29 protein-coding genes are annotated in these 25,410 nt (G+C 42.4%); 18 read left to right on the top strand and 11 right to left on the bottom strand.

Annotation, left to right across the window (positions count from 1 at the left end; all coding sequences use genetic code 11):
- The first annotated feature begins 2 nt into the window (after window positions 1–2).
- The 4 genes from TV75_RS08050 to TV75_RS08035 are packed head-to-tail and all read left to right on the top strand — an operon-like array spanning window position 3 to window position 3,523.
- Window positions 3–710 (top strand): response regulator transcription factor, encoded by a 708-nt coding sequence (locus TV75_RS08050; protein ID WP_044338220.1) that lies wholly within the window; start codon window positions 3–5, stop codon window positions 708–710.
- On the top strand, window positions 700–1,752 hold the full coding sequence (locus TV75_RS08045) for a sensor histidine kinase (protein WP_044338219.1): 1,053 nt from the start codon (window positions 700–702) through the stop codon (window positions 1,750–1,752). The genes TV75_RS08050 and TV75_RS08045 overlap by 11 nt, the downstream gene beginning before the upstream one ends.
- Complete coding sequence (gene msrB / locus TV75_RS08040) at window positions 1,749–2,891, top strand: peptide-methionine (R)-S-oxide reductase MsrB (RefSeq protein ID WP_044338218.1); 1,143 nt, start codon at window positions 1,749–1,751, stop codon at window positions 2,889–2,891. The genes TV75_RS08045 and msrB overlap by 4 nt, the downstream gene beginning before the upstream one ends.
- Complete coding sequence (locus tag TV75_RS08035) at window positions 2,888–3,523, top strand: Crp/Fnr family transcriptional regulator (protein ID WP_044338217.1); 636 nt, start codon at window positions 2,888–2,890, stop codon at window positions 3,521–3,523. Before msrB ends, TV75_RS08035 begins: the two co-directional genes overlap by 4 nt.
- A gap of 17 nt (window positions 3,524–3,540) precedes the next feature.
- Here TV75_RS08035 and TV75_RS08030 read toward each other — a convergent pair whose 3' ends face one another.
- The 3 genes from TV75_RS08030 to TV75_RS08020 all read right to left on the bottom strand — a co-directional run bounded on the left by TV75_RS08030 (window position 3,541) and on the right by TV75_RS08020 (window position 5,970).
- On the bottom strand, window positions 3,541–4,731 hold the full coding sequence (locus TV75_RS08030; RefSeq protein WP_044338216.1) for an NAD(P)/FAD-dependent oxidoreductase: 1,191 nt from the start codon (window positions 4,729–4,731) through the stop codon (window positions 3,541–3,543).
- Between the two features lie 271 nt (window positions 4,732–5,002).
- The gene (locus TV75_RS08025) at window positions 5,003–5,413 is read right to left on the bottom strand and encodes a VOC family protein (protein ID WP_044338215.1); all 411 of its coding nucleotides are present in this window, start codon (window positions 5,411–5,413) and stop codon (window positions 5,003–5,005) included.
- A 134-nt stretch (window positions 5,414–5,547) separates the two neighbouring features.
- Window positions 5,548–5,970 carry an organic hydroperoxide resistance protein gene (locus TV75_RS08020; RefSeq protein WP_044338214.1) on the bottom strand — a complete coding sequence of 141 codons (423 nt, stop codon included), beginning with the start codon at window positions 5,968–5,970 and terminating at the stop codon, window positions 5,548–5,550.
- 174 nt (window positions 5,971–6,144) lie between these two features.
- On the opposite strand from TV75_RS08020, the gene TV75_RS08015 reads away from it, so the two are divergent.
- A complete protein-coding gene (locus tag TV75_RS08015; RefSeq protein ID WP_044338213.1) occupies window positions 6,145–6,573 on the top strand; it encodes a MarR family winged helix-turn-helix transcriptional regulator in 429 nt (142 codons plus the stop codon).
- On the opposite strand, the gene TV75_RS08010 is transcribed toward TV75_RS08015, so the two are convergent.
- The gene (locus TV75_RS08010; RefSeq protein ID WP_044338212.1) at window positions 6,564–6,887 is read right to left on the bottom strand and encodes a hypothetical protein; all 324 of its coding nucleotides are present in this window, start codon (window positions 6,885–6,887) and stop codon (window positions 6,564–6,566) included. The two genes, TV75_RS08015 and TV75_RS08010, sit on opposite strands and share 10 nt — an antisense overlap.
- Before the next feature lie 46 nt (window positions 6,888–6,933).
- Between TV75_RS08010 and TV75_RS08005 the strand changes: the two genes are divergently transcribed.
- The gene (locus tag TV75_RS08005) at window positions 6,934–7,992 is read left to right on the top strand and encodes a nuclease-related domain-containing protein (RefSeq protein WP_044338211.1); all 1,059 of its coding nucleotides are present in this window, start codon (window positions 6,934–6,936) and stop codon (window positions 7,990–7,992) included.
- Here TV75_RS08005 and TV75_RS22285 read toward each other — a convergent pair.
- On the bottom strand, window positions 7,895–8,182 hold the full coding sequence (locus tag TV75_RS22285; RefSeq protein WP_082051196.1) for a hypothetical protein: 288 nt from the start codon (window positions 8,180–8,182) through the stop codon (window positions 7,895–7,897). The genes TV75_RS08005 and TV75_RS22285 overlap by 98 nt on opposite strands.
- Before the next feature lie 167 nt (window positions 8,183–8,349).
- On the bottom strand, window positions 8,350–8,796 hold the full coding sequence (locus tag TV75_RS08000; RefSeq protein ID WP_437176705.1) for a flavodoxin family protein: 447 nt from the start codon (window positions 8,794–8,796) through the stop codon (window positions 8,350–8,352).
- A 278-nt stretch (window positions 8,797–9,074) separates the two neighbouring features.
- On the opposite strand from TV75_RS08000, the gene TV75_RS07995 reads away from it, so the two are divergent.
- Entirely contained in the window at window positions 9,075–9,950 is an 876-nt protein-coding gene (locus TV75_RS07995) for a LysR family transcriptional regulator (protein ID WP_044338210.1), read from the top strand.
- 100 nt (window positions 9,951–10,050) lie between these two features.
- Window positions 10,051–11,214, top strand: coding sequence for an iron-containing alcohol dehydrogenase (locus TV75_RS07990; protein WP_044338209.1), 1,164 nt, complete (start codon window positions 10,051–10,053; stop codon window positions 11,212–11,214).
- Here the strand turns inward: TV75_RS07990 and TV75_RS07985 are convergent.
- Together TV75_RS07985 and TV75_RS07980 are read right to left on the bottom strand one after the other, a co-directional pair.
- Entirely contained in the window at window positions 11,209–11,625 is a 417-nt protein-coding gene (locus TV75_RS07985; RefSeq protein ID WP_044338208.1) for a hypothetical protein, read from the bottom strand. The two genes, TV75_RS07990 and TV75_RS07985, sit on opposite strands and share 6 nt — an antisense overlap.
- Window positions 11,622–12,077, bottom strand: a complete 456-nt coding sequence (locus TV75_RS07980; protein ID WP_044338207.1) for a hypothetical protein — start codon at window positions 12,075–12,077, stop codon at window positions 11,622–11,624. The genes TV75_RS07985 and TV75_RS07980 overlap by 4 nt, the downstream gene beginning before the upstream one ends.
- 90 nt (window positions 12,078–12,167) lie before the next feature.
- On the opposite strand from TV75_RS07980, the gene TV75_RS07975 reads away from it, so the two are divergent.
- The 4 genes from TV75_RS07975 (at window position 12,168) to TV75_RS07960 (ending at window position 17,953) form a co-directional block, all read left to right on the top strand.
- Complete coding sequence (locus TV75_RS07975; protein ID WP_156142354.1) at window positions 12,168–13,619, top strand: DEAD/DEAH box helicase; 1,452 nt, start codon at window positions 12,168–12,170, stop codon at window positions 13,617–13,619.
- A 163-nt stretch (window positions 13,620–13,782) separates the two neighbouring features.
- Window positions 13,783–15,363 carry a long-chain-fatty-acid--CoA ligase gene (locus TV75_RS07970; protein WP_044338206.1) on the top strand — a complete coding sequence of 527 codons (1,581 nt, stop codon included), beginning with the start codon at window positions 13,783–13,785 and terminating at the stop codon, window positions 15,361–15,363.
- 178 nt (window positions 15,364–15,541) lie between these two features.
- Window positions 15,542–16,399 carry a dimethylarginine dimethylaminohydrolase family protein gene (locus tag TV75_RS07965; RefSeq protein ID WP_044338205.1) on the top strand — a complete coding sequence of 286 codons (858 nt, stop codon included), beginning with the start codon at window positions 15,542–15,544 and terminating at the stop codon, window positions 16,397–16,399.
- A 174-nt stretch (window positions 16,400–16,573) separates the two neighbouring features.
- The gene (locus tag TV75_RS07960; protein WP_044338204.1) at window positions 16,574–17,953 is read left to right on the top strand and encodes an alkaline phosphatase; all 1,380 of its coding nucleotides are present in this window, start codon (window positions 16,574–16,576) and stop codon (window positions 17,951–17,953) included.
- Between the two features lie 63 nt (window positions 17,954–18,016).
- Here the strand turns inward: TV75_RS07960 and TV75_RS07955 are convergent, their stop codons facing one another.
- Window positions 18,017–18,196, bottom strand: a complete 180-nt coding sequence (locus TV75_RS07955; RefSeq protein WP_044338203.1) for an H-type small acid-soluble spore protein — start codon at window positions 18,194–18,196, stop codon at window positions 18,017–18,019.
- 117 nt (window positions 18,197–18,313) lie between these two features.
- On the opposite strand from TV75_RS07955, the gene TV75_RS21795 reads away from it, so the two are divergent.
- Window positions 18,314–18,469, top strand: a complete 156-nt coding sequence (locus TV75_RS21795; protein WP_156142353.1) for a hypothetical protein — start codon at window positions 18,314–18,316, stop codon at window positions 18,467–18,469.
- A 69-nt stretch (window positions 18,470–18,538) separates the two neighbouring features.
- Here the strand turns inward: TV75_RS21795 and TV75_RS22095 are convergent, their stop codons facing one another.
- Window positions 18,539–18,679 (bottom strand): hypothetical protein, encoded by a 141-nt coding sequence (locus TV75_RS22095; protein WP_172655678.1) that lies wholly within the window; start codon window positions 18,677–18,679, stop codon window positions 18,539–18,541.
- A 189-nt stretch (window positions 18,680–18,868) separates the two neighbouring features.
- On the opposite strand from TV75_RS22095, the gene TV75_RS07950 reads away from it, so the two are divergent.
- The 5 genes from TV75_RS07950 (at window position 18,869) to TV75_RS07930 (ending at window position 24,984) form a co-directional block, all read left to right on the top strand.
- Window positions 18,869–19,867 carry a permease gene (locus TV75_RS07950; RefSeq protein ID WP_044338202.1) on the top strand — a complete coding sequence of 333 codons (999 nt, stop codon included), beginning with the start codon at window positions 18,869–18,871 and terminating at the stop codon, window positions 19,865–19,867.
- Window positions 19,868–19,881: 14 nt separating this feature from the next.
- Complete coding sequence (locus tag TV75_RS07945) at window positions 19,882–20,784, top strand: TIGR03943 family putative permease subunit (RefSeq protein WP_052504465.1); 903 nt, start codon at window positions 19,882–19,884, stop codon at window positions 20,782–20,784.
- Between the two features lie 96 nt (window positions 20,785–20,880).
- A complete protein-coding gene (locus TV75_RS07940; RefSeq protein WP_044338201.1) occupies window positions 20,881–22,038 on the top strand; it encodes an FAD/NAD(P)-binding protein in 1,158 nt (385 codons plus the stop codon).
- Between the two features lie 41 nt (window positions 22,039–22,079).
- Complete coding sequence (locus TV75_RS07935; protein WP_044338486.1) at window positions 22,080–23,261, top strand: GTP-binding protein; 1,182 nt, start codon at window positions 22,080–22,082, stop codon at window positions 23,259–23,261.
- A gap of 298 nt (window positions 23,262–23,559) precedes the next feature.
- Window positions 23,560–24,984 carry an esterase/lipase family protein gene (locus TV75_RS07930; RefSeq protein WP_044338200.1) on the top strand — a complete coding sequence of 475 codons (1,425 nt, stop codon included), beginning with the start codon at window positions 23,560–23,562 and terminating at the stop codon, window positions 24,982–24,984.
- Between the two features lie 79 nt (window positions 24,985–25,063).
- Here TV75_RS07930 and TV75_RS07925 read toward each other — a convergent pair whose 3' ends face one another.
- A complete protein-coding gene (locus TV75_RS07925) occupies window positions 25,064–25,378 on the bottom strand; it encodes a thioredoxin family protein (protein WP_044338199.1) in 315 nt (104 codons plus the stop codon).
- Window positions 25,379–25,410: the final 32 nt, after the last annotated feature.

Here is a 25,410-nt window from a genome sequence, read left to right as displayed (position 1 = left end):
CCATGGTAAACAAAGTGCTGTTAGTAGATGATGAAGAAAATATTGTGGATGTATGCGCTCGGTACCTCATGAGGGAGGGGTATGAAGTGAGCACTGCCTCTAACGGAAAAGAGGCAATCCAACTGTACAATACGTTCCAACCGGACATCGTGATCCTGGATATTATGATGCCTGAAATGGATGGGTGGCAGGCAGCTGAAACGATAAGGGAAGACAGTGATACCCCCATCATCATGCTGACAGCTCTGGGGCAAGAGAAGGATCGGATTTATGGGCTGACGATAGGTGCGGATGATTATGTCACCAAACCTTTCAGTCCCCGGGAATTATTGCTTCGCGTCAAAAACGTTTTAAGAAGGACCTATTCCACTCCAAAACGGGAAGCAGAGAGGGAAGTACTTAAGTGGAAAGACTTACACATCGATCTGGATAAGCGAAAAGTAGTCGTGGCAGGAAAAGAAATTGACATGACCTTGAAAGAATTCGATCTATTAACTCTGTTAGCAGGGCATCCTTCACAGGTGTTCTCCAAATCCCAGCTGCTCGAAACATTATGGGGATATGAATATTTGGGTGATGCCAATACGATCAATGTTCATATTCGCAGGTTAAGAGAAAAAATAGAGGTCGATCCTTCTGAGCCTCAATGGATAAAGACCGTGTGGGGAATAGGCTATAAGTTTGAGGGGCAGGATCGTCATGAAAATTAGGACCCTCCTTATTTTAGCCAACACGATTTCACTCATCGTCATCTTGGTATTTCTCACAATATCGTATGTTCAGATGTTTCTCTCACCCAATATCATCCTCCTGCTTTCCCTTATTACGCTCGGGGCGGGGATCCTATCCTTTGCCGTGAATTTGATGATCACATCGCCTTTATTGAAGTCTGTCAAGCAGATGAGCAAAGAGGCAGAGCGGATGGCCAAGGGTGACTTTGATGTGAAGGTGACAGAGGCCGGACCGCAGGAAATTAAAGAGCTCGCTGCTAACTTCAACCATATGTCCACTAGAATAGAAGAGATGTTCGATGAGTTAAGGGAATCAGAGAAGTTCAAGAGTGAACTGATCGCCAATGTTTCCCACGATCTCAGAACACCTTTATCATCGATTCATTCCTTTGTTGCCGCTTTAAACGATAACATCATTGAAGAGCCGCAAACACGGAGGAGATATTACGAGACCATTTTGTCAGAAACAGAAAAACTGAGTCAATTGATTGAAGAGGTACTGGAATTTTCACAGTTGGAGAATAGAAAACTTGCGTGGAATCCACAGCTTGCACCTATCGATAAGCTCCTGGTTGAAACCATCCAGCAATTCGAGCGGGTGTTACAAGAGAAGCATGTTGAAGTGAAGGTGGAATACGATGACCACCTGCCTCTTGTTTCTTTAATGCCTGTTCAAATAAAAAGGGTGATGACCAACTTAATACAAAATGCCTTATCCTTTTCGCCTAACCAAACAACGCTTGATATCAGGGCAGTGAAAGATGGGGGGATGATGAAGTTTTCGGTTGCAGACGAAGGGAAGGGTATTCCCCTTGAAGAACAGGCCTCGATCTTTCAGCGTTTTTATCGGGTGGAGAAGTCACGAAATAAAGCAAGTGGAGGGTCTGGATTAGGACTTTCCATCTGCAAAGAGATTGTTGACCTTCATGGTGGAGAAATCGGAGTCGAGAGTGATGGTAAGTCGGGCAGTACCTTTTGGTTCAGATTACCTTTAGAGATGAGTAAGGAGGAGAGACGATGAAAAAAGTGATGATTGGGATCGGCGCGGTACTCTTATTGAGTCTGGCGGCTTTTTTCGGGCCTAAATTGTATGCAAGCATGACCCAGAAGTCATTGGGAAGTGAGCCGGTAAAGGTAGATATGGTAGATGATGAACATGCGGTTGCGACCTTTGCAGGAGGATGCTTCTGGTGTATGGAACCCCCTTTTGAAAAATTGGATGGCGTGTATTCCGTCATTTCCGGATACACAGGCGGTGAGGAGGAAAATCCAACTTACGATGAAGTATCCACGAAACAAACGGGACATGTGGAAGCCGTTCAAATTGAATACAACCCTAAGGTGATTACGTATGAGCAGTTGTTAAAGGTTTTCTGGAGACAAATCGATCCTACCGATAATGGTGGCCAATTCGTGGACCGGGGTCCACAATACGTGAGTGGTATCTTCTATCATAATGAAGAACAGAAGGATATAGCACAACGATCAAAGCAGGAATTAGCAGACTCTGGTCGCTTTGAAGAAGAAATCGTCACAGAAATCCAACCTGCTAAGACATTTTACAAAGCGGAAGAATATCACCAGGATTATTATAAGAAAAATGAATTAAGCTATAAGTTTTACCGAAACAACTCAGGAAGGGATGACTTCCTTGATGAAGCTTGGGGAGAAGACCGGAACATCAAGCTGGATACAAAGCCCCTTTATCCTTCCTACACAGACGAAGAATTGAAAGATAGACTTACAGATATCCAATATAATGTGACTCAGGAAGACGGGACCGAGAAAGCATTTGATAATGAATATTGGGACAACAAGGAAGAAGGGATTTATGTGGATATTGTTTCAGGAGAGCCTCTATTCAGCTCAAAAGATAAATATAAAAGCGGAACCGGCTGGCCCAGTTTCACTCGTCCCCTAGTTAAGGAGAACATTGTTGAAGTCGAAGATCGCACACTATTCATGGTGCGGACGGAAGTTAGGAGTAAACACGCCGATTCCCACCTGGGTCATGTGTTCGATGATGGTCCGGAACCAACAGGTTTAAGATATTGCATGAATTCAGCTGCCCTTCGGTTTGTCCCGAAAGATGAGTTAGAAAAACAAGGCTACGGGAAGTTCGTTTCTCATTTCGAAAAAAAGGAGGGGGAGTCATCTTGAATGCAGCAAGCTCATTACGATCTGCTTCATCCACCAGTGATCTTCCCGGAAAGCTCGTAAACTACTCAAATAAAGAAGTCATCTTTCAACCTTTTTCACTTAGTAAAAACCTGTACATGATTCAATCAGGGAAAATAAAGCTATATAAGAACAGTGAAGATGGACGCAAGATCATTCTCACCATGCTGGGTGAGGGAGATTTCTTCAGTAACATAGCGCATTTAAGCTTAGACGATGAGGGGGTTTATGCAGAAGCCATCGATGAAACGATCGTATGGATCATATCTCTTAAACAACTGGATAGCTTAAGTGTAACGCAACCTATTTTCCTTGCAGAGCTCTACTACACCTTCTGTCAACATATGAAACAACGAAACATGTTCCTCGAACGCATCATGTACGCACCGGTTAAAGAACGAATTCTTTATTTCATGTCATTTCTTGTGAAAAAATTTGGAGAAAAACATGGGAGATTCATAAAAATAACGGTCCCCCTTACCCACCAGGACATCGCAAGCTTCATTGGCTCTACAAGAGAAACGGTCACCAGCCTCACAAAAGAACTGATATCAGAAGGACATCTCCAAAAAATAGATAAGCACTATCTTATGATGGGAGGGACGGACCTATGAAGGCCCGTCCCTCATTTTCACCTGTCCAATTTAACGATGTCTGCGTCCTGGTTCGGACGGTTTAAGATGAGATCACGAAGGATGTGAGATCCGAGCATACTATAGACCGTGCCGTTCCCACCGTAGCCCAATAAGTAATAGGTGCGTTCTTTTTCAGGATGCCTACCGATATAAGGGAGGTTGTCCAATGACTCTCCGAAGCTCGCTCCCCACGCATAGTCCATTTTGATATGAAGGTCAGGGAATAGTTTTTGAATTTCTTTTTCAATTTGTTTTCCGCGTTTTTCTATTTTCTTTTCACTTTGAGGTGCCTCAGGGGGATCCTCATCCAATCCTCCTGCGATGATCCGATTATCCACTGTGGTGCGCATATATAAGTAAGGGCGTTTGGTCTCCCAGATGAGAGCCCGTTCATGCCATTGGGATAAATCTTCAATGGGTTCTGTTGCAATGGCATAAGAACGATTGATATCAGTGCCAATTTTCTTATCGATAGGAGGGGTTTCATATCCGGTTGCATGAACCAAGTGAGATGCATGGATCATGCCTTCAGAAGTATGAATGCTGACCCCGGTGGAATCCTCTTCCGTCAACCCGGCTTCAAGATTTTCAAAGATTGTGGTCTTCTGGCCCGTCTTTAAATAGTCAATGATGCCGTTCACAAATCGGTATGGATTTACTTCGGCATCTCCATCGGTAATCAATGCCCCAGGCTTTGAAAAAGGCAATCGCTGCTTGATTTCTTTCTTGGACCAATATTCTACTGGAAAGCCATATTCCTTCAATACTTTGTATTCTTTCTTCAGCTTTGATACATGCCGGGTAGTACTGGCATAGTATATGCTCTTCCTCCGTATGAATTCGGGAGAGACTGGTAACTTCATTGCTATCTGTTCAAGGCTTTCAATCGCTTCAAGACACAGTCTATAAAAACGGACAGCTTTCTCTTCTCCAATTTGCTCAATCAGATCATGGAGCATGATATCGTTGGAAAATTGCAATAAACCAGTATTAGCAGCTGAGCTCCCTGAAGCCATTCTCCGCTTCTCGATGATTGCAACGCGCAACCCCGCTTCGGTAAGTGAGTACGCACATAATACCCCGGACATCCCTCCCCCTATGATGGCTACATCATAATGTGTATCGAAGCTTCTCTTTTTATCTTTTAATGTAGTTGGCCAAAATAAGCGGCCATTATGTAGATCCATTTTGGTTCCCCCAATAAGAAATATCGTCATTTAAATTATGTTCATATTCCATTCCCCTTAACAGTATTGAGTAAAACATAAATTTACTCGCTACCGTAATATACTTCAGCTTCTTAGTGGGTTCCATCAGCATTAAATGAGTAAAATTATTAAGTTAGGTAGGATTTATTCTGAAGAGGATGTTTCAGTCTGAAAGGAATTCGATCGAAATGTATCAGTGCAAACGTGGAAAAACGGCTACTGCATATGCAGGTTTGCAGCAGCCACTGGTTTATTTTTTCGTGTAATTCAAGTCCCAATTGATTCCGTAAGGATCTTTCACCTTTGCATACATAGCACCCCAGAACGTGTCTTGAAGCTCCATAACTACTGTTCCTTTTTCAGTTAAACGACTATAGTATCTATTGATTTCCTCTTCACTTTCCAGCTCTAGGACAAGGGATATATTGTTTCCTGCCGTTGGCTGATGACCAGGAAAGCTATCTGACATCATGAAGGAAAAATCTCCTTTTTTAAAGTGAGCATGCATGATTTGATCAGCAATTTCCGGTGGACTTGGGTAATCAGCTTCGCCAAAAGTCTGAACTGTTAATACTTCCCCTTCAAACACTTCTTTGTAAAAGTTTAGTGCTTCTTTTGCTTCGCCACTAAAACTAAAATAAGGTGTAGCCTGATGCTTCATCACTTCTCCACTCCAGTTCGCATGAATTTTAATACCCTCTTATTATAGTCCAATCTATTGGAATAAAACAAGAACAAACGTTCGTACTAGTGTAAAAAAAGGGGATAGGCATTTAATTGCCTATCCACGGCTATTTAGTATAATTCAGTGTTTAGTTCAACATTAATATTGCCACTCGTTGCTTTAGAGTATGGGCAAACTCCATGTGCCTTTTCAACCAATTGCTCCGCTTCATCCAGTTCAACACCATTGACAACCACAGAAAGAACAACGCCAAGTTTAAAACCTCCGTCTGTATCTTTACCAATAGAGACTTCAGCCGTAACTTTCGATTCAATCTTTTTCTTTTCTTGACGGGCCACCAAGTTAAGAGCGCTATCGAAACAAGCCGCATATCCAGCTGCGAACAATTGCTCTGGATTCGTTGCTCCTTCTGCCCCGGATCCACCAAGTGATTTAGGCATTGCCAAACCGACATCCAATACTCCGTCACTGCTGGTTACTTTTCCGGCGCGTCCCCCTGTTGCTGTTGCTTTTGCTGTGTATAATGCTTCCATTTCTTTCACTCCTCGTTCATTTTGGTTGTGTACAATTTAATATTACAAAACTTATACTAACGGCTTTTATTTTAGTTGTCAACAATTAAGTTGTGTAAAATTAAATTTGATAATTGATATCTTTATTTGTATGATAATCTTAGGTTAGTTTGTTCAAGAAAGGAATATGCATGTATGAAAAATCCATTATTATTAGAGAATCAAATATGCTTTAAGATCTATACAGCTGAGAGGGAGATAACAAAGTTATATCGCGGGCTGCTTGAAGAAATCGGTGTGACATATCCGCAATACCTGGCATTGTTAGTGCTTTGGGAAGATGGAACGGTATCTGTAAAAGAATTGGGACGGAAATTGTTCTTAGACTCGGGAACGTTAACTCCGATGCTGAAAAGAATGGAAGCAAACGGACTCGTCGAGCGTCATCGATCTGTTAAGGATGAACGAAGCGTCCAGATTTCTCTTACACAGAAAGGAGAAGCCGTGAAAGAAAAAGCTGCTTGTGTTCCGACCCGGTTGCTCGAGCGATTAGAGATGGATGGGGAAGAGTTGGAGAGTTTGGATCAGACGTTGATGACGATATTGGGAAGACTTCAAGGATGACTTTGGTCATCTTTTTTTGTGTAAATTGTAGAATCATGGCGAGGTGTTTGTTGTAATTTGGTAATTGGCTGGATTTTTCGTGATTTCGGCCGGATTACTGTTAAGAACGGCTGGATTTCTCCACTTTTCGGCCGGATTTTCTTCAGAAACGGCCGGATTTTTCGGGAAAACGGCCGGATTATCTTTTGCAGGCCCCGTCCCATCTCAGAAAGGGCTGGAACAATCCCGTGGTAGCTTTGGCGCACCTCATAAACTGCTGAAACCCTTGCAAAAACAACACCATCCCCTAAAAAATGCTGGATTTTTTTCAACAACACCTCAGTCACCCAGTAAAAACCTTCACCTAAAGGAGTGATCTATTTGATCGGAAAAGAACATCAAACCCCTATTATCATCCCAAAGCTCGAAGCACTTTTAAGGCGATTGTCAAAATACTTTGTGAGAAGGATAGAAATAGAGTCTCAACTAGGAAAATCCAAGGCTGGGTATAGTGGAGAGTTATCATTAGACTATTATTTAAACAACCTTCCTGATAAAGAGTATGTTATCCTTCACGATCTTCGTCTGAAAAATAAATCTTCCTTTTTTCAAATCGATACGTTAATCCTGCACAGACATTTCATTCTTATTTTAGAAGTGAAAAACATTGCGGGGGATATTTATATCGATACGAACTTTAATCAGATGATTCGAACTTTAAATGGTAAAACAGAAGTGTTTCCAGATCCAATCCTGCAAGCGTACAGACAAAAGGTGGAGCTTGAAAGGTGGTTAGTTGAGAATAAATGTCCTTCACTATCGATCGAGTACCTTGTAGTCCTGACGAACCCTCACACTCTCATTAAAAATTCCCCGGAAGATGAGCACGTGTTTCAAAGACTGGTAAGAAGTGCCAAGCTCCCCTTCAAAATTGAAACCTACACACACTTTTATCCAATCCCTTCATTAACTTCTAAAGAATCATCCAAAATTTCAAAGCTTCTTCTAAAATGCCATACGCCTCAAACGTATGATGTTCTTCATCATTTTAACGTTTCACAAACGGATATTATATGTGGTGTCTATTGTGTTCAGTGTGAATCCATACCAATGGAGAGAATGGGTGGTACTTGGATATGCAGCAGCTGTAAATCAGTACAAAAAGATGCTCATGTTTATTCGTTGAGAGATTATGCTTTTCTTATCCAGCCTACTATTACGAACAAGGAAGCGAGGGGATTTTTAAGGTTGGAATCCGTTTCAGCGACACGTAAGATTTTACAGAAAATGAACCTTTCAACCACCGGGTCAACCAAAGATAAAAGATACGACTTAACGCCCCTCATCGAACATCCTCCTTCTCCCCCCGAAAAGCCAATACGGAAGTCTTCAAAGAAGCATAATTCCCAATCGCAGCGTATCCATAAAAGAACCCCATGAAAATCCCCGTAGCAAGGTGCCCTTTATGACTGATGAAAATGGAAATTAGCAAGCCAAGAATGACGGCAATATTAGGCACTAAAAAGCCATGAGGTTTAAAGAGAACTTTAATGAGTTGCACGAGGATGATAATGACAGGAATCGCGATGACGGCGTCCCAGACGTTTGTGTGTATCGTTGGAAAATCCATAGTGAGCCTCCCATAAAGAGTTGTGCTTATACTGTTTCCTTATCAAGGAAAAATTAACAAAAAAAATGACCCCCGTAGAGGGATCATCCATTATTTGAATTGTGCATTCCAACGCTCAGCCTTTTCAAGGGCTGCTACGTCATTTGCGATTTCTCCGGGCTTCACTCTTAATCAGCAAATTCCATATTGACGAATTCAAAAATGTAATTGAACTGCTGTACCAGGGGAAGGCCTTTGATCTTTGCAGAGCTTCCACCGGTAATCACTACAAACGCTTTTTTCTTCGCTAGTTCTTCTTTTAAGGTAAAGCGCTCATCGCGCAGGTACTGGCTCCAGCGGTCGAAGAAGTTTTTCATGGGACCACTCATTCCGTACCAATAAAGGGGTGTAGCAAACAGTAATACGTCATGCTCTTCCATTAAATGAACGAGCTGTTCGTAGTCATCATCGACAGGGGAGAATCCACCTTCTGAGTGTCTTAAGTCTTCGATCGGTTCAATATGCAGGTCGGCAAGCGACACGATGGTATGATCGGTTCCTTCAACGATCTTTTTGGCAAGGTATTCAGAATTACCGTTTTTTCGTGTGCTCCCTAAAAGCGCTAATACTTTCATTAATTAACACTCCTCCAAATGAATTTTGGTCACAGTTTATATTTTCCTTAAATTATATGGCGGGATTTGATGAAGAGCGACCCATAAGCGGATTAGAAAGAAAATCCTTCTTATCTATTAGTCAGCCAGAGTAATAGTTAAAGTGTACAGTATCATACGGATTGGGCGCCACCTTTTGTTGGGGAAAGGTGTTGGATTGGAGTATATCATTGTTTAAAGTATTGGAGTTATCTATAATTATTGATACTAATTATCGTAAATAATGATGGAGGAAGAGCATGGACCTGAATTACTTTTATACTTTTAAAGAAGTCGCCAAATGGGGAAGTTATACAAAGACCGGGGAAGAACTGGGCTATGCTCAATCGAGTGTGACCACCCAGATCAAGAAGCTAGAAGAGTATTATCGCATTAAGTTATTTGAGCGGGTCGGCCGTAAGATGCGCCTTACCCAATCAGGGGAAGAACTCTATTACTATGTGGAGAAGATCCTATCCCTTTTAGATGAAGCAGAGGAAAGAATCTCGAAGGAAAGTAATCTGAGGGGGACGCTGCGTGTAGGGACGGTAGAATCATTGGCTGCCTATTTCATAACGCCTTATATTAAACAATTAAAAGAAAAGCATCCCGAATTAAAGATTCTATTGGAATCCGGACTTTGTCCTAATTTAAAGGAAGGGACGCTTGAAGGGAAATTCGATGTTTCGATTTTAATGGACCGTTATGTGGAGCACCCTGAACTCACGACCATTCCGATTCGTCAGGAAAAGCTTGTCATGATTGCACCGCCTGGTCATCGACTCGGTTCACATCAAGTGATGGACCTGCGGGAACTTGAATCAGAAACCTTGATTTTAACGGAGGAAGGCTGCTCTTACAGAGTCTTGCTGGAACAGTTGCTGAAAGAAGAAAATGTTCAGGCTAAATCCGTTATTTCCTTTAGCAGTCTAGAGGCGATCAAACAATGTGTGGCGGACGATTTAGGACTTGCCATCATACCTGAAATCTCGGTAAGGAAAGAAATTGATAACGGTAAGGTGATCCAACTTCCGTTTCATCATGAAAAAATAAAGGTCTATACGCAGGTTGTGTATCAAAGAAAGAAGTGGCTAACTCCGCCATTAACGCAATTGATTTCATCCATAACTCATTAATATCAATATTTTTGATGAGTCATATGGGAAAGTATCAATATCTATATGAAAGAACTCAGTGTTACTATGAGTACACAAACTTTAAGATGAGGTGCGAAACATGAATACATTTTTGCAATACAATCCTACGAAGCTGTACTTTGGAAAAGATGAAGTAAAGCAATTATCGACTATTTTAGATAGAGGAAAAAACATCCTGCTGGTCTATGGGGGAGGTAGCATCAAGCGGAATGGCGTTTACGATCATGTACTTGCTGAGTTGGAGAAAGTCGATGCGTCTGTATACGAATTGAGCGGAGTTGAGCCGAATCCCCGTTTGACAACGGTACGTAAAGGAGTCAAAATTTGTAAAACTGAAGGGATTGATTTCATATTGGCAGTTGGTGGGGGAAGTGTGATCGATTGCACAAAAGCCATCTCTGTCGGGGCAAAATACGAGGGTGATGCTTGGGATTTGATTACAGGAAAAGCTCCTATTAAAGAAGCTCTACCATTTGGAACGGTTCTGACCCTGGCAGCAACAGGTTCTGAAATGAACTCTGTTTCAGTCATCACCAACTGGGAAACGAAGGATAAATTAGGTTGGGGTTCTCCCTTTGTATTCCCTGTGTTTTCGATCCTTGATCCTGCCTATACATTTTCTGTGCCACGGGATCAAACAATCTATGGAATCGTCGACAGTATGTCCCATGCCCTTGAACACTATTTCCATCGGACAGAAAACACACCGATGATTGATGGATTCATTGAGTCCCTGTTAAGAACGGCAATCGCAACCGGCCCTCAATTACTGGAAGACTTACAATCATTCAAGCATAGAGAAACGATGATGTACATCAGTACCACAGCATTTAATGGAACCCTTTCGAATGGAACAGATGGAGGAGATTGGGCAACGCACAGAATCGAGCATGCCATCTCCGCAGTTTACGATATTCCACACGGCGGCGGACTTGCGGTTCTTTTCCCGAACTGGTTGGAGCATGTCGCTGAAGAAGACCCCTCCCGGGTGAAAAGGCTAGCGGTCAATGTTTTCGGTATCTCCCCTGAAGGTAAGAACGATATCACAGTGGCGAGAGAAGGTGCTAAAGCTCTTCGTGATTTCTGGAACTCGCTGGGCGCTCCAAGTACGCTTAGGGATTATGATATTGATGATAGCGAGTTTGATGCCATTGTGGAGAAGACGTTCATTAAGCCCGGTGTAGGAACCTATAAGGAGATGGATTATGACGCTGTGAGGGATATTTTGAAAAGGTCTCTATAAACAAATCGGTTTTTTATTTGGGAATAAAAGTAATTCGGCCGGATTTTTCCCGGAATCGGCCGGATAATCGGCAATATCGGCTGGATTTTCACAGTAATCGGCCGGATTCGTCACGGTTTCGGCTGGATTTTCACAGTAATCGGCCGGATTGGTAAAAGTATCGGCTGGATTTTCAGAGAAACCGGCTGGATTCATCAAAGTATCGGCTGGACTTTCAGAGAAACCGGCTGGATTCATCAAAGTATCGGCTGGATTCTCACAGAAACCGTCCGAATTCGTCACCATTTCACCTCGATTCTTACAAGGGGAACCTGCCCCATGACAGATGCAGCGCCAGAATCCATTAAAAAAGGACGAATCGATAAAGAATTCGTCCTTTTTCAAGAGAAACTTGATGCAACTTCTTATCAACGTCTCCGAAACCCTTCCTCACGCAAATACAACGCAGCTTCATCATATCCGCCAAAGCTGTCCTCCAAATTGTCACCGGCATATATATTCCAGCGGTCATCTTCTTCCAGCAGTGTGAGGGAGTGCCCATCCGCATCTTTCCACAACTGTTCTACCGGAGGCACGATTTCTTCTTCCGTTGCCAAGTGATCAATGGAAGCCCGGATGATTACGCGCAGTTCATCCGCCGAAAAATCACGGATATTGACGAGTCCTTTTTGATTCGCTTCATAACCGGGAAGGCTGCCCGTATAAACAAAACCGTTTCCGTTCGGGTGCAGGTGGTACACCACGGTCGTTTTATCATAGAGACTGTCTTCAAAGTGGAAATTTACCCGGTTCAATGATACATCCTTCCGTGTAAGCTCAGGAAACTCTTCAATTATAGTTAATTTATCTTCAAATGCCAGCATGATTATTCCTCATTTCATTTTACGATTTTCCCATTATAACATAGTGCCCTATTTTCTAAAGAGAGTTAAAGGTATAATGGGTACAAAGAGGTGACCCCATTGAATGATTTTACTTCCTTAGGAATTCAACCTAAGTACGTCAATGCGTTAAAAGAACAATCGATAACAGAACCAACACCGATCCAGAGCGAAACCATCCCTGTGTTATTAAATGGAGAAGATGTGATCGGTCAGGCACAGACAGGAACGGGAAAAACGATGGCTTTTCTTCTGCCTATGCTTGCCAAAATTGATCCAGCGAGAGATGAGATCCAATCTCTTATTGTGACCCCGACAAGGGAGCTCGCGATTCAGGTGACGGCTGAATTAAATCAGATTCTTTCTTCTACGGAAGATGACATACATGTGTTGGCCGTTTATGGCGGCCAGGATGTTGAGAAGCAGATCAAGCGACTGAAGAATAAAGCGATTCATATAGTGATTGGAACACCTGGTCGTTTACTTGATCACGTTCGTCGGGAGACCGTGGACTTTTCAAACGTATCGTTTTTAGTACTGGATGAAGCAGATCAAATGCTTCATATCGGTTTTTTTGATGAAGTGGAGTCGATCATTCGCGAGACGCCGTTCACCCGTCAAACCGCGCTATTCTCTGCGACGATGTCAAAAGATATCCGAAAGATCGGCAAGCGCTATATGAACAACCCGCATAATGTACAGATCCGCGAAAAAGAAAAAATCGTACAGGAAATCCAGCAGGAAATCGTGGAAACGACGGATCGTCAGAAATTAGAAGCCCTTAGTCAAACGATCCATGATGTCCAGCCGTTTTTAGGCATCATTTTCTGCCGCACGAAAAGAAGGGTCAGCAAGCTGCTTGGAGACCTTAAAGCGAGAGGGTTTCTAGTCGATGAGCTTCACGGTGATTTATCCCAGGCGAAAAGGGAAAACGTGATGAAGAAGTTCCGGGATGCGAAGCTTCAACTTCTTATCGCAACGGATGTGGCAGCGCGTGGTCTTGATGTTGAAGGCGTAACACATGTATTCAATTATGATATCCCTCAAGATGTGGAAAGCTACATTCACAGAATCGGACGTACGGGACGTGCCGGTAAAGATGGGCTGGCCATCACGTTTGTTGCATTAAAAGATAAGCAGGACCTGGAAATGATTGAAAAAGGCATTGGCCGTTCATTGCCTCGTCGTGTCGTGGAGGTCGCACCTTCTAAGGAACCCGCCAATGTCCATAAGGGATCAAATGAAAGTGCGAAGGATAGACGTGAAAAGAATATCCAGGCGAATAAAGAGCGAAAAGCAAGGTCTCCACGTGGAGGCAGGTCCCGTAACAGTGACGGTGGTGACTCGTCACACAGTCGTCGGACGAGAAGGGAAGAATCATCATCCCGGCGCGGCGGAGACTCGGTCAGCCCTTCAAAAGGCAGACCAACAAGGCCAAGTGATTCTGGCAAACCAAGAAGAAACGACTCCAGTGGTAAAAGAAACAGCCAAGGAAGGGCATCTTCAAATAGAAGAGGCCGCTGACTTTAAAAGCATGGTGACCAATGTGTCATCATGCTTTTTTTTGATGAAAGGAGTGGGGGAATATTCTGCATAAAATTTCAGAATATTCCCAATTAATATCCCGAATCTGCTAAAATAATGAATATAAAATGTCATTTACTAACAGAGGGGATGGGTTGTACATATGCATGTACCATTAGTGTTAACGGATTTTCTGGATCGGGCAGTCGAACAATATGGGGAAAAGGTGGCAATCATTGATGATGTGAAGCGTTTGACGTATAAGCAGCTGAATGCCCGAGTCAATCAATTGTCTAGAGGACTTAAGGAATTCGGGGTTGAAAAAGGGGACAAGGTTGCGTATCTTGCCCCTAATACCACTGAGATGTTGGAGGGGTTCTATGGTGTCTATGGTGTCGGAGGGATCATGACACCGCTTAATACGCGCTTAAAACCTGCGGATTATCAATTTATTCTGACTCATAGCGAGAGCAAAGTATTATTTGTGGATGAGGAACTGTATCCACTGGTTCAGCCGATTTTGTCAAAGGTGCCGAATGTAAAGCAAGTTGTGATTCATGGTGAGTCTATCGATGGACACCCCGGCTATGACGAGTGGCGAGGCTCATTCAGCGATGAAGCCTTCGATCGCGTAGAGCTGGAAGAAACCGACATCGCTTCATTATTATATACAAGTGGAACGACCGGGGATCCGAAGGGAGTCCTCCTCACACACCGATCAAATTATCTGCATGCCCTATCCTCCATGCATCATTTACGGGTTTCGGATCGGGACACTTTACTTCATGTGCTGCCAATGTTCCATGTGAATGGATGGGGATCTCCTTTTTACTATACGGCTAACGGTGCGACCCAGGTGATGCTAAGAAAAGTAGACCCTGAAATGATATTAGATAAAGTAGAGAAGCATGGTGTGACGGTTATGCATATGGCGCCGACTGTTCTGAATATGCTTCTGGAAACCTATCCTGACAGGGAGCGGACGATCGGACGAAATGTAAGGGTTGTCATTGCAGGTTCGGCTCCTCCACCAGCATTTGTCCGTAAGGTGGAAGAGGATCTGAAGTGGGAGTTCATCCAGGTGTACGGAATGACTGAAATCTCACCTCTTATCACGACTTCCATACTGAGATCTTCCGAGCAGGACCGACCAAAGGAAGAGAAGTACCGTTTAAAGGCGAAAGCCGGCTACAGTATGATTGGCAGCAAGGTGAAGGTAGTGGATGAGCTCGGTAATGAAGTGCCCCATAATGGAAAAGCGATTGGAGAGATCGTTACAAGAACGAATACGGTGATGGAGGGTTACTTTAAAAACACCGAGGCCACCAATCATACGATTAGAGATGGCTGGCTCCATACGGGGGATATGGCAACCGTTGACGAAGATGGCTTCATTGAAATTGTCGACCGGATGAAAGATGTCATCATCAGCGGGGGAGAAAACATTTCTTCTATTGAAGTAGAGGGGGCTCTCTATGAGCATGATAGTGTCCTGGAAGCAGCGGTGGTTGCCATCCCCCATGAACGCTGGGGGGAAGTGCCTCATGCAGTGGTTGTACTCAGGGAGGGGCACAGCTTAACGGAAAAGGATCTCATCGAGTTCAGCAGGGAAAAGCTTGCCCACTTCAAAGCACCGAAGAGTATTACTTTTGCGAAGGAATTACCAAAGACCGCTTCAGGAAAAATCCAAAAGGTCGTGATCCGAAAAGAATACTGGAAGGATCATGACCGGATGGTTCATTGATGAAGGAGGCGTGCAGATGCATGCCTTTTTCGGCTGGACAAAAGCCCTTCTTTCTTAAATCCATGATGCCCGTCGTCCCTGTTTAGGCTTCTTCAGCATAAATTATAAAAAGGAAGTTTTATCAGCATAATAACAGGGAAAAGCAGTTTTTAAGAGTATATAAATGGAGGGCGTAAAGATGAGTTTGAATTCCCCGTTGGTTCCAAAATCTAAAACCCATTGTCCCAATGAGTATGGGAAGTTAAAGAAAGTGGTCGTTGTGTCACCTGAAAATATGCAAATAAATGAAATCATAAATGAGACTCAAAAGCATTTCCTCAAAGAAAATATCAATATAGATAAAGCGGTTCTGCAGCATAAAAACTTTGTTGATACGCTAGAGAAAAATGGTGCAGAGGTCATTCATCTGCGACCATCCCCGGAGTTTAATGAACAAGTCTTCACAAGGGATATCGGGTTCACGATCCATGATCAGTTCTTCGTTGCATCGATGAATACGGATGTCAGGCGAGGCGAAGTGAAGACGCTGAAGAATTGGCTGGAAGAGAATGATGTGCCTTATAGTGAGCTGCTACATTCCATCGAAGGAGGGGATGTACTCGTTGATGAGGAAAATATTTGGATTGGCGTGAGTGGACGGACGAATCAATTGGCCATCCAATCATTACGGAATCAGCTTCCCCAATTCACCGTTCATGAATTGCCTTTAAAAGAAGAGATCCTTCATTTAGATTGTGTGTTTACAATCATTTCAGAGGAATGGGCACTTGTGTATCCCCCGGCCTTTTCTAAAGAGGATCTTGAGTCAATCAAGGAGCATTATAATATCATTACTGTATCTGACGAAGAACAATTTCAAATGGGTCCAAATGTATTAGTGATCGGAGACGGGAAAATCATCAGTCTCACTCAAAATCAAGACATGAATGAACGAATCAGATCGAAGGGTTTTGACGTGATTGAACTGGATTTATCCGAAATCATCAAGTCAGGCGGCTCATTCCGCTGCTGTACGCTTCCCCTGATTAGAGAGTAGTTGAGATCTTATTGATTATGAACTGGATAGTGTCATTAAAGAAAAACAGGTGACTTTATACCTGTTTTTCTTCTTTTTACAGAAGCTTTACACTCCTGTCTTCTTTTTGCAAATGCTTCTTCACATTTCCCCTTTATTCTACATATGTAGTCGAAATTATAGGAGGTAGGGTATATGAAGAAATCATTGAAGAAGGTTCTTCCGTTAGCGGTTGTGTCAACATTAGCTCTTGGAAGTGTAATAGGAATGAATCAGGACAACACAGAAGCACAAGCGAAGGAATCCAAGAACGGCAAAGCCAAAAACGTCATCTTTATGATCGGTGATGGCATGGGTGTGCCTTACACAACGGCTCTTCGTTACATGAACGACAATCCAGAAACAGTTGAAATGGAAAAAACGGCATTCGATCCTTACCTTGTCGGATTACAATCCACTTATCCAGAGGATGAGAAAGAAAACGTAACAGACTCAGCCGCTGCTGCTACGGCGATGAGCGGTGGAGTCAAAACATATAATAATGCAATCGCAGTCGATAATGATAAGACTGATGTTAAAACAGTATTAGAGCAGGCGAAAGAAAACGGCATGTCTACAGGAATCGTGGCAACATCAGAAATCACCCATGCAACTCCAGCATCCTATGGAGCACATGAAGAGCAGCGTAAAAGCGAAAATGCGATTGCAGATGACTATTATGATGAAATGATTAATGGAGAGCATAAGATAGACGTCATGTTAGGTGGGGGGACGGACTTCTTCGAACGTGATGACCGTAACCTTGCTGAGGAGTTCCAAAAGGATGGCTACAGCTATGTGAAATCAGCTGAGGAACTTAAAAATGACGACAACAAGCAAATTCTTGGTCTTTTCTCTGAAGTAGGGATGGACAAGATGATTGATCGTGACGAAGAACAGCCAAGCTTAGCGGATATGACGACATCTGCACTAGACCGTTTAAAAGGTGACAAGGACGGATTCTTCCTGATGGTGGAAGGAAGTCAAATCGACTGGGCTGGTCACGATAATGATGTTGTCGGGGCTATGAGTGAAATGAGAGACTTTGAGAAGGCTCTTGAAGAAGTTAGGGATTTTGCGAAAGAAAATGGTGAAACATTGGTAGTCGTTACAGCCGACCATTCTACAGGAGGAATCTCGATTGGTGCAGACGGTGAATACAATTGGGATCCGGCACCGATTCAAGCAGCAAAACGCACTCCTGATTTCATGGCAGACCAAATTGTAAATGGTGCTTCAGTGGAAGAAACATTAACTGAAAATATCGACCTTGAGTTAACGGAAGAGGAAATCGCTTCTGTGAAAGAAGCAGCAGAAAAAGGCGATCAAACCGAAATCGATAATGCAATCGAGAAAATCTTCGACAAGCGTTCAGGCACGGGCTGGACAACGGATGGACATACAGGCGATGACGTTCCTGTCTATGCATTTGGTCCACAAAAAGAGAAGTTCTCCGGCATGATCGATAACACAGATCAAGCAAAAATGATCTTTGAACTTCTTAAAAACAAAGGGAAAATCAAAGACAATAAATAAGTTTAAGATAGATGAGACCATGCTTCTCCTTCCTTTCGGGGGACTGCATGGTCTTTTCTACCTTTATGCTTCTTCTAAATCTGAAACACTTACTTCGGAACGTTCTTCTAATGGTCCGCGAAGATGAACAACGGCTGTTTTTCCATCTTCAGTAACAGAGTCGATCCAGACAGATGCATCTTTATATTTTACTTCAATATCAGCTGAAGAAGATAATATCTGTTTTACACGATTATAATCCATTCTTCATTTCCTCCTTTTAGTCTATTTTCATTGGTTAGTTTGTCCTTTTTTTAGAGAAAAATGAGCGTATATTTCATTTGGAATCCGATACGCTAATAGCGAAAGGGTGATGATGATATGAAGAAGCAGGATGAAAGAACATCGACTACAGAAGCAAATATGGAATTGAATGAAAGATTTTATGGAAGTAATGATAAAGAAGTTGATCCGACACCGCCCACTTATCTTCAAAATGGTACGGCCGCGGTGAGGATTACTGGTGATGATGAGTAAGAGAACCAGTTGAGACCTTTACTTATAACTAATTAAAACCTGCCTGATGAATCATCAGGCAGGTTCTTTTTATTTCGTTTTATTACGTTGGTCTTTATTGTGCTTATTACCCTTACTGTTGTCTCCACTCGTGATTTCATTAGCAAATTCCGTCGTGCCGCGCTTTGGTGAATTTTGATTTTCACTGCCTTTGTTGTACTTTTTCGTCATATGAATCCCCTCCAATCTATTCAATTCATATGTAGTTTTTGAAGAAAAACTTTAGGTTATGCAGAATTGAAATGTTAAAGAAAGATTAAAAAAAATTTAGCATAGTTTTTTGGGACAAGAATAAGGTATAATGTAAAGCGAAATGATTACGATTAATAAATGCAGTCTTAAGAAAGGAAACGTAAACCAATGAATTCTTTGAGGAGCTTCAGTCAAGAGATGACAGGGATACTATTATTTTTGTTATTCATTGTTCTTTTTTTAGCGGGAGATTGGGTGAAAGGGTATGTCCCGGACGAGTTTCTTACTTCTTCGATGGCGAATGTCATTACCATATTTTTAAGTATCCTATTAGAAGCGATTCCTTTTATCTTAATCGGTGTCTTCGCATCGGCACTTATTCAAGTATTTGTGTCTGAGAGGTTATTACAAAAAATCATTCCCAAGAGATTTCCTTACCTGGCTTTGTTTCCTGCAGCTGTAGTAGGGGCATTGCTTCCGGTATGTGAATGTGCCATTGTACCAGTGGCCAGGAGGCTGATTAAAAAAGGGATGCCCGCTCATCTTGCGATTGTCGTAATGGTAACGGCGCCTATATTAAACCCGATAGTCTTCGCATCTACTTATTATGCGTTCCAGAATAATATGACGGTTGTCTGGGGCAGGATGGGTATTGCTCTAATAGCTGCCTTAATAATCGGGGCACTATTGTACAGGTTTTATGGAAAGAGAAACCCGCTCATACAGAAAGAGCATGATCACGAGCATCATCACGATCACTCTTCCAATAAACTCATGCAGACGATTGTACATGCCAGTGATGAATTTTTTGACATGGGTAAATTTCTTATCATCGGAGCATTTGTTGCAGCAGGATTTCAGACATATCTTGATAGAGAACTGTTAGTGGGGATTGGGACGAATGAGGTTCTGGCACCGGCGGTTATGATGGGGTTTGCGTATATTATTTCTCTATGTTCAGAGGCAGATGCATTCGTGGCCTCGTCTTTCGGCAGTATCTTTTCTGCTTCGTCCCTTTTGGCATTTTTAGTGTATGGGCCGATGATAGATTTCAAGAATACATTATTGATGCTTGCTTACTTTAATAAAAAATTCGTGTTGACCTTTATTGGAATCGTGACAATCGTAGTATATATTTGCACGCTTATATTCCAAGTATTTGTGTAAAGGAGGCAAGAGGAGTGAAACAATCCATTCAATTCCATACATTCATCAGAGGGATCATCTTAATCGGATATGCTCTCTTGGTATTGAAACTATTTTTAACGTTTAATTTGCAAAACTTTGTCGCACCCAAAATGCATGGTTATATGTATTTTGCTCTGGGTGTTTTCATTCTTCTGGGGGCGATTCAAATCATCCGGGGGACATCTTCAGCATCTGCAAAAGAACACCATTGTGGTTGCGAAGGTCATGAACTGCCAAAAGGGTTCATCAAGTCCAGCATGGTATATGCCCTATTTATATTTCCAATTGTGGTTGGGTTCCTCATGCCGGATAACTTATTGGATAGTTCCGTTGCGGCTAAAAGAGGGGTGAAAGTGGGGAATAGTCTATTTTCAACACCGCCATCCAGTGAACAAAAAGAGTTAAATCAAGATGAGAATGGTGAAAAAAGTTCGACTGCAACCGATCCCACCCTCGACCCGTATGACGAATTTCCTGTGGAAAAGGATTTCGACAAGTTGAAGGAGATAGTAAATAAAAAAGAAAAAATATTCGTAAGAGATGAACAATATATTCAAACATTAAGTATTGTGGATGAAAATCTTGACAACTTCGTCGGTAAAGAAATTCAGCTTACAGGTTTTGTTTATAAAGATGAAGGATTTGCAGAGGAAGAATTGGTCATTTCTCGTTTCACCGTTACATGCTGCGTAGCCGATGCCTCTGTTTATGGTTTATTGGCACGCGATTCAGAACTGAGTAAACTGGAACCAGATACATGGATTAACGTGAGCGGCGTGATTGATAAGGTGGATTTTAATGGTCAGCAAATGCCTGTAATAAAGAATCCGGTGTTTGAAGTAATCGACCCGCCTGCTAATCCTTATGTAGAAGAATTTTTCATTAAAATTGAATAAACGAAAGAATCCTTACTTTTATGTAAGTAAGGATTCTCTCATAATAAATAAATCGTAATTATTTCGTTTTAATAGACGTAATCAGGTGGTGAGGATATGTATGAATGGATCATAATCGGTGGAGGTATCCATGGATGCACCGTGGCTACGTATCTTGTGAAAAAGAAAGAGGTGCCAATTCATAAGATATGTGTAATTGATCCTTACCCAGAGCCATTATTTAAGTGGAAAAGGCTGACTGGTTTAATTGATATGCCGTATTTGCGATCACCTTTTGTCCACCATTTGGATACACATCCATTTAGTCTGAAATCCTTTAAGAAGGGTGGAGGAGAAAATTTCTACGGACCATATAAGCGGCCGGCTCTTCCTCTATTCAATCAACATAGTAACGCTGTCTTGGAAGGAATAAAAATCTCTAAAGCCTGGTTTCAGGGAAAGGTGGAACACGTTGAGAAAGGTGATAACGGGTGGATAGTGAGAACAAGTAGTTTGGACCATTTTTATGGGAGTAACATTGTGATTGCAACGGGAATGAATAATAAATTGGCTTATCCCTCTTGGGGAAGTGATCTTGTTGTGGCACACCCAAAACAAGTTGGACATTTATTTGCTGAATCCCTTCCGAGAATAGAACCACCAATCGTCGTGATAGGTGGAGGGATCTCCGCTGCCCACCTGGTGGTTAAGCTAAGCAAACAATTCCCCGGACTGGTATATCAAATAGCCAGGCACCCTTATAGAGTTCACGACTTTGATAGTGATCCTGGCTGGCTTGGCCCTAAGTATATGAGTGGCTTTGAAAAGATTTCACGGTATGAAGACAGAAGAGAGGTCATTGATCATGCCCGTCATAAAGGGTCTATGCCAAGTGAATTAGCTAATAAGTTGAGAAATCTGAAACGAAGCAACACGTTCACCTTTATCCAAGATGAAATCCAATCATGGGATGTATCAGACAATGAGATTATACTGCATTTAACGAAGATAGAGTCGATTGTAAAGGCAAAGACGATCCTATTTGCCACCGGATTTTCAAGAGAGGTCATGAAAGTGGACTGGCTGCAAAGACTCATTCAGGAAGAAAAGTTAGCGTGTGCGAAATGTGGTTTTCCGGTAGTGAAAGAGGACTTGTCATGGTGTAATCATTTATTTGTTACAGGACCACTGGCTGAGTTAGAAATCGGGCCGCCCTCGCGTAATATTTCAGGTGCAAGGAAAGCAGCAGAAAGAATAGTGAACCATACAGTTTAAATCGTAATGATTTCGAATTTAAAAGGAGATGAATGTTTATCATGAAAGTACCAGTAACAGTATTAAGCGGTTATTTAGGATCAGGCAAGACGACATTATTAAATCATATTTTACATAATCGGGAAGATAAGAGAATAGCGGTTATTGTGAATGATATGAGTGAAGTGAATATCGACGCGTCCCTCGTTAAGAGTGGGGGATTCGCTAGAACAGAAGAAAAACTGGTCGAGCTTCAAAATGGGTGTATTTGCTGTACATTAAGAGAAGATTTAATGATCGAAGTCCAGCGATTGGTCGACCAGGGGAATATTGATTATATTGTGATCGAGTCTACCGGGATTTCGGAACCGATTCCTGTAGCTCAAACATTCACTTATCTGGATGAAGAGATGGACATTGATCTGACGAGTAAAACGAGACTGGATACGATGGTGACGGTTGTGGACGCCAACCGATTCTGGCACGATTTTGCAAGTGGTGAAACTCTGCTGGACCGTAAACAGGCAACAGGCGAAGGAGATACAAGGGAAGTAGTGGATTTGCTGATTGATCAAATCGAGTTTGCGAATGTGATTGTGTTAAATAAAATAGACTTAGTGGAGAAAGTGGACGTGGTTGAATTAAAAGCAGTTCTTCATAAGTTGAACCCGGAAGCGAGAATCATCGAAACTTCACATTCTAATATTTCTTTAGATCAAGTCCTGAATACCCAACTATTCGATTTTGAGAAAGCCAGCCAGGCAGCCGGGTGGATAAAAGAATTACAAGAAGAACACACACCCGAGACTGAAGAATATGGAATTTCTTCTTTTGTCTATCGCCGCAACAAGCCTTTCCACCCAGAACGTTTCATGGCTTGGATGGAGGAGTGGCCGGTTGATATCGTTAGGGCAAAGGGCTTCTTTTGGCTGCCGACCCGTAACGACATGACGGGCTTATTATCCCAGGCAGGTCCATCGATCATCATCCAGGGAGCAGGGGAATGGGTAGCTGCTTATCCTGAGAATGAAAGAATGGAAATCCTTGCTGAGGAAGTGGAATTAGCAGAGAAATGGGACCCTGTTCATGGGGATCGAATGAACGAAATCGTATTTATCGGCCTTGGGATGAATAGGGAAGAAATCGAGCAGTCATTAGATAGCTGCTTGCTAACAGAAAAAGAAATGACAGAGGATTGGACTGAATTTAAAGACCCGATTCCTGCATTTACGGTGGAAGTTTGATAGATGGAAAAAGCCAGGCGCTTGAATGCGCCTGGCTTTTATCATTTGTATTCTAGTGCTTTCCTGATTGTTTGAATGTTTTCTTTCATCAAAGATACATAGTCTCTTTTTGGGGGGGGATGTCCTCACCGGTTTATACAGAAAGGTTATGAACCGTAAGAGGTTCTGCCTTGATTTCGTTCTGAACGACCTTTGCGATGATGTGTAACTTTATTCCTATATTTAACATTACTACTGATATTTTGATTCTTCTAAATCATAATGAAGATAGAAGGATAACTAAAGGGAGGTAAAGGCATTGCATGAGAAAATGAATGGGATGAAGAATTCGTCGGGAATACCGGGCAGGTGGTTTGTGGATGAAATGGCGGAAGGGTCGGAGGGCTATCCGATTTTATTTATTCATGGAATTCATGCCTCATCAGACACGTGGATACGAGAAAATGATCTACAGGAATTCACACGGAAATATGGGCATCAAGCAGCTTTCATTGATTTGTATCCAGACGAAGACATGTGGAAGAATGGGCAGCTTTTAGGAGAAAAGCTTCGTGAGATTTACGGCTATTTTAAGAGGAAGGTAGTGGTTGTAGGGCATAGTAAAGGAGGGATCGATGTTCAAACCGCATTGGTTCATTATGGTGCAGGACCATATGTGGAGAGGGTCATCACTCTTTCATCCCCTCATCATGGATCAGAACTTGCAGACCTTGCCTATAGTAAATGGGCCGGCTGGTTGACCGATGCGTTAAAAAGTAAAAATAATGCCGTGTTTTCATTGCAAACGGGATATATGAAATCTTTCCGTTCAGAGACGGATGAACTTGAACGTGCAAAAGCCATCCCATTCTATACGTTCGGTGGTACAGGATGGGGAGGGGTGAATTCTGAACTGTTTTGGGGCGGGTTATACTTAAGCCGATATGGGCAAAGTGATGGAGCGGTGCTTGTAACAAGTTCACGCCTTCCTTATGGGAAAGAGGTGCGGGTCCAAGACTGGTCCCATACAACAATAAAAGAAGGCGGGGAGATTTTCCCTTATTTGAAGGATCTGTTGACTGAAGAGGTGCAAGAGATATCCTATGCTGCTGTGAGCGAGCTTGCAAAGGATGAAGAAATATCGGTCCTCCATAGAGGCGGGGTGTTTATGGGTGTTGGAGTGGAGAAGTTTTCAGTGGAGGAAGGGGTAGAGAAAATCTCTGTGGACTGGATCAGCGATCAACAGGGTTCGAGCTATGAGCTCATTAGTCCAAACGGGCAAGTGTATAAACAGTTCATGGTTACTGAAGATGCGACTGGTTTTTTCCCTGGCGCTTATCATCATTCCATCATCATTTCAAAGCCGCTATTGGGACAGTGGGAGATGAGGGCGCATAATAGTCATAGCGAAAAATACATGCTGACCATTCTGTTTCAAAAAGGAGTCAGTAAGAAAGGGGATCAGTTCGCGAGTGATGGAGAACCTTTAATGGGTTCATGGAATATACACGACAAACCTGTGAAGATAACCTATACGATTCATCATATTCCAACGAACAGCGGAAATAAAAAAACAACTACCCTCATTACAACGGAAAATCTATCTTCTCTGCCCCTTGCTGAATTTGAAGAAGGAGTCCATAACATCACCATCGATATAGAAGGGGAAACACAGGGGGGGAACCAATATCAGAGAACGATCATTCAAACAGTTTATGTAGATGGAAAAGGAAACATCTATTGATTATTTGAGGGATATTCATCTGAAGGGGTTTAAAAACAAGGTCCGTCCCCATTATGCATAATGGGGACGGACCTCTGGGTTATAGTGCACTCAGGAATTCTGTTACCTGTTCTGGTGTTTTGGCGTTGGCGCTGTGCAGGTGAGCGATTTTTTCGCCGTTTTTGTAGACAAGCAGGCTTGGGATGCCCATGACATCATATTTTTCTGCGATTTCAGGAAATTCGTCTTTATTGATGTCGTACCATTTATATTGATCGAACTCTTCCATGATCTCATCAATGAACATATCCATACGACGGCAGTCAGGGCACCAGTCCGCGTGGAATTTTACGATCACCGGCTCCGCAGAAGTGATTAAATCTTCAAAGGTTTCTTTGTTTTTGATTGCTTGCATGTTGTTAACCTCCCTTTCTACATTATTTTATA

The organism is Rossellomorea aquimaris (assembly GCF_000935355.1).
GTDB classification, from domain to species: domain Bacteria; phylum Bacillota; class Bacilli; order Bacillales; family Bacillaceae_B; genus Rossellomorea; species Rossellomorea aquimaris_B.
This window is presented reverse-complemented; position numbering and strand designations above follow the sequence as displayed.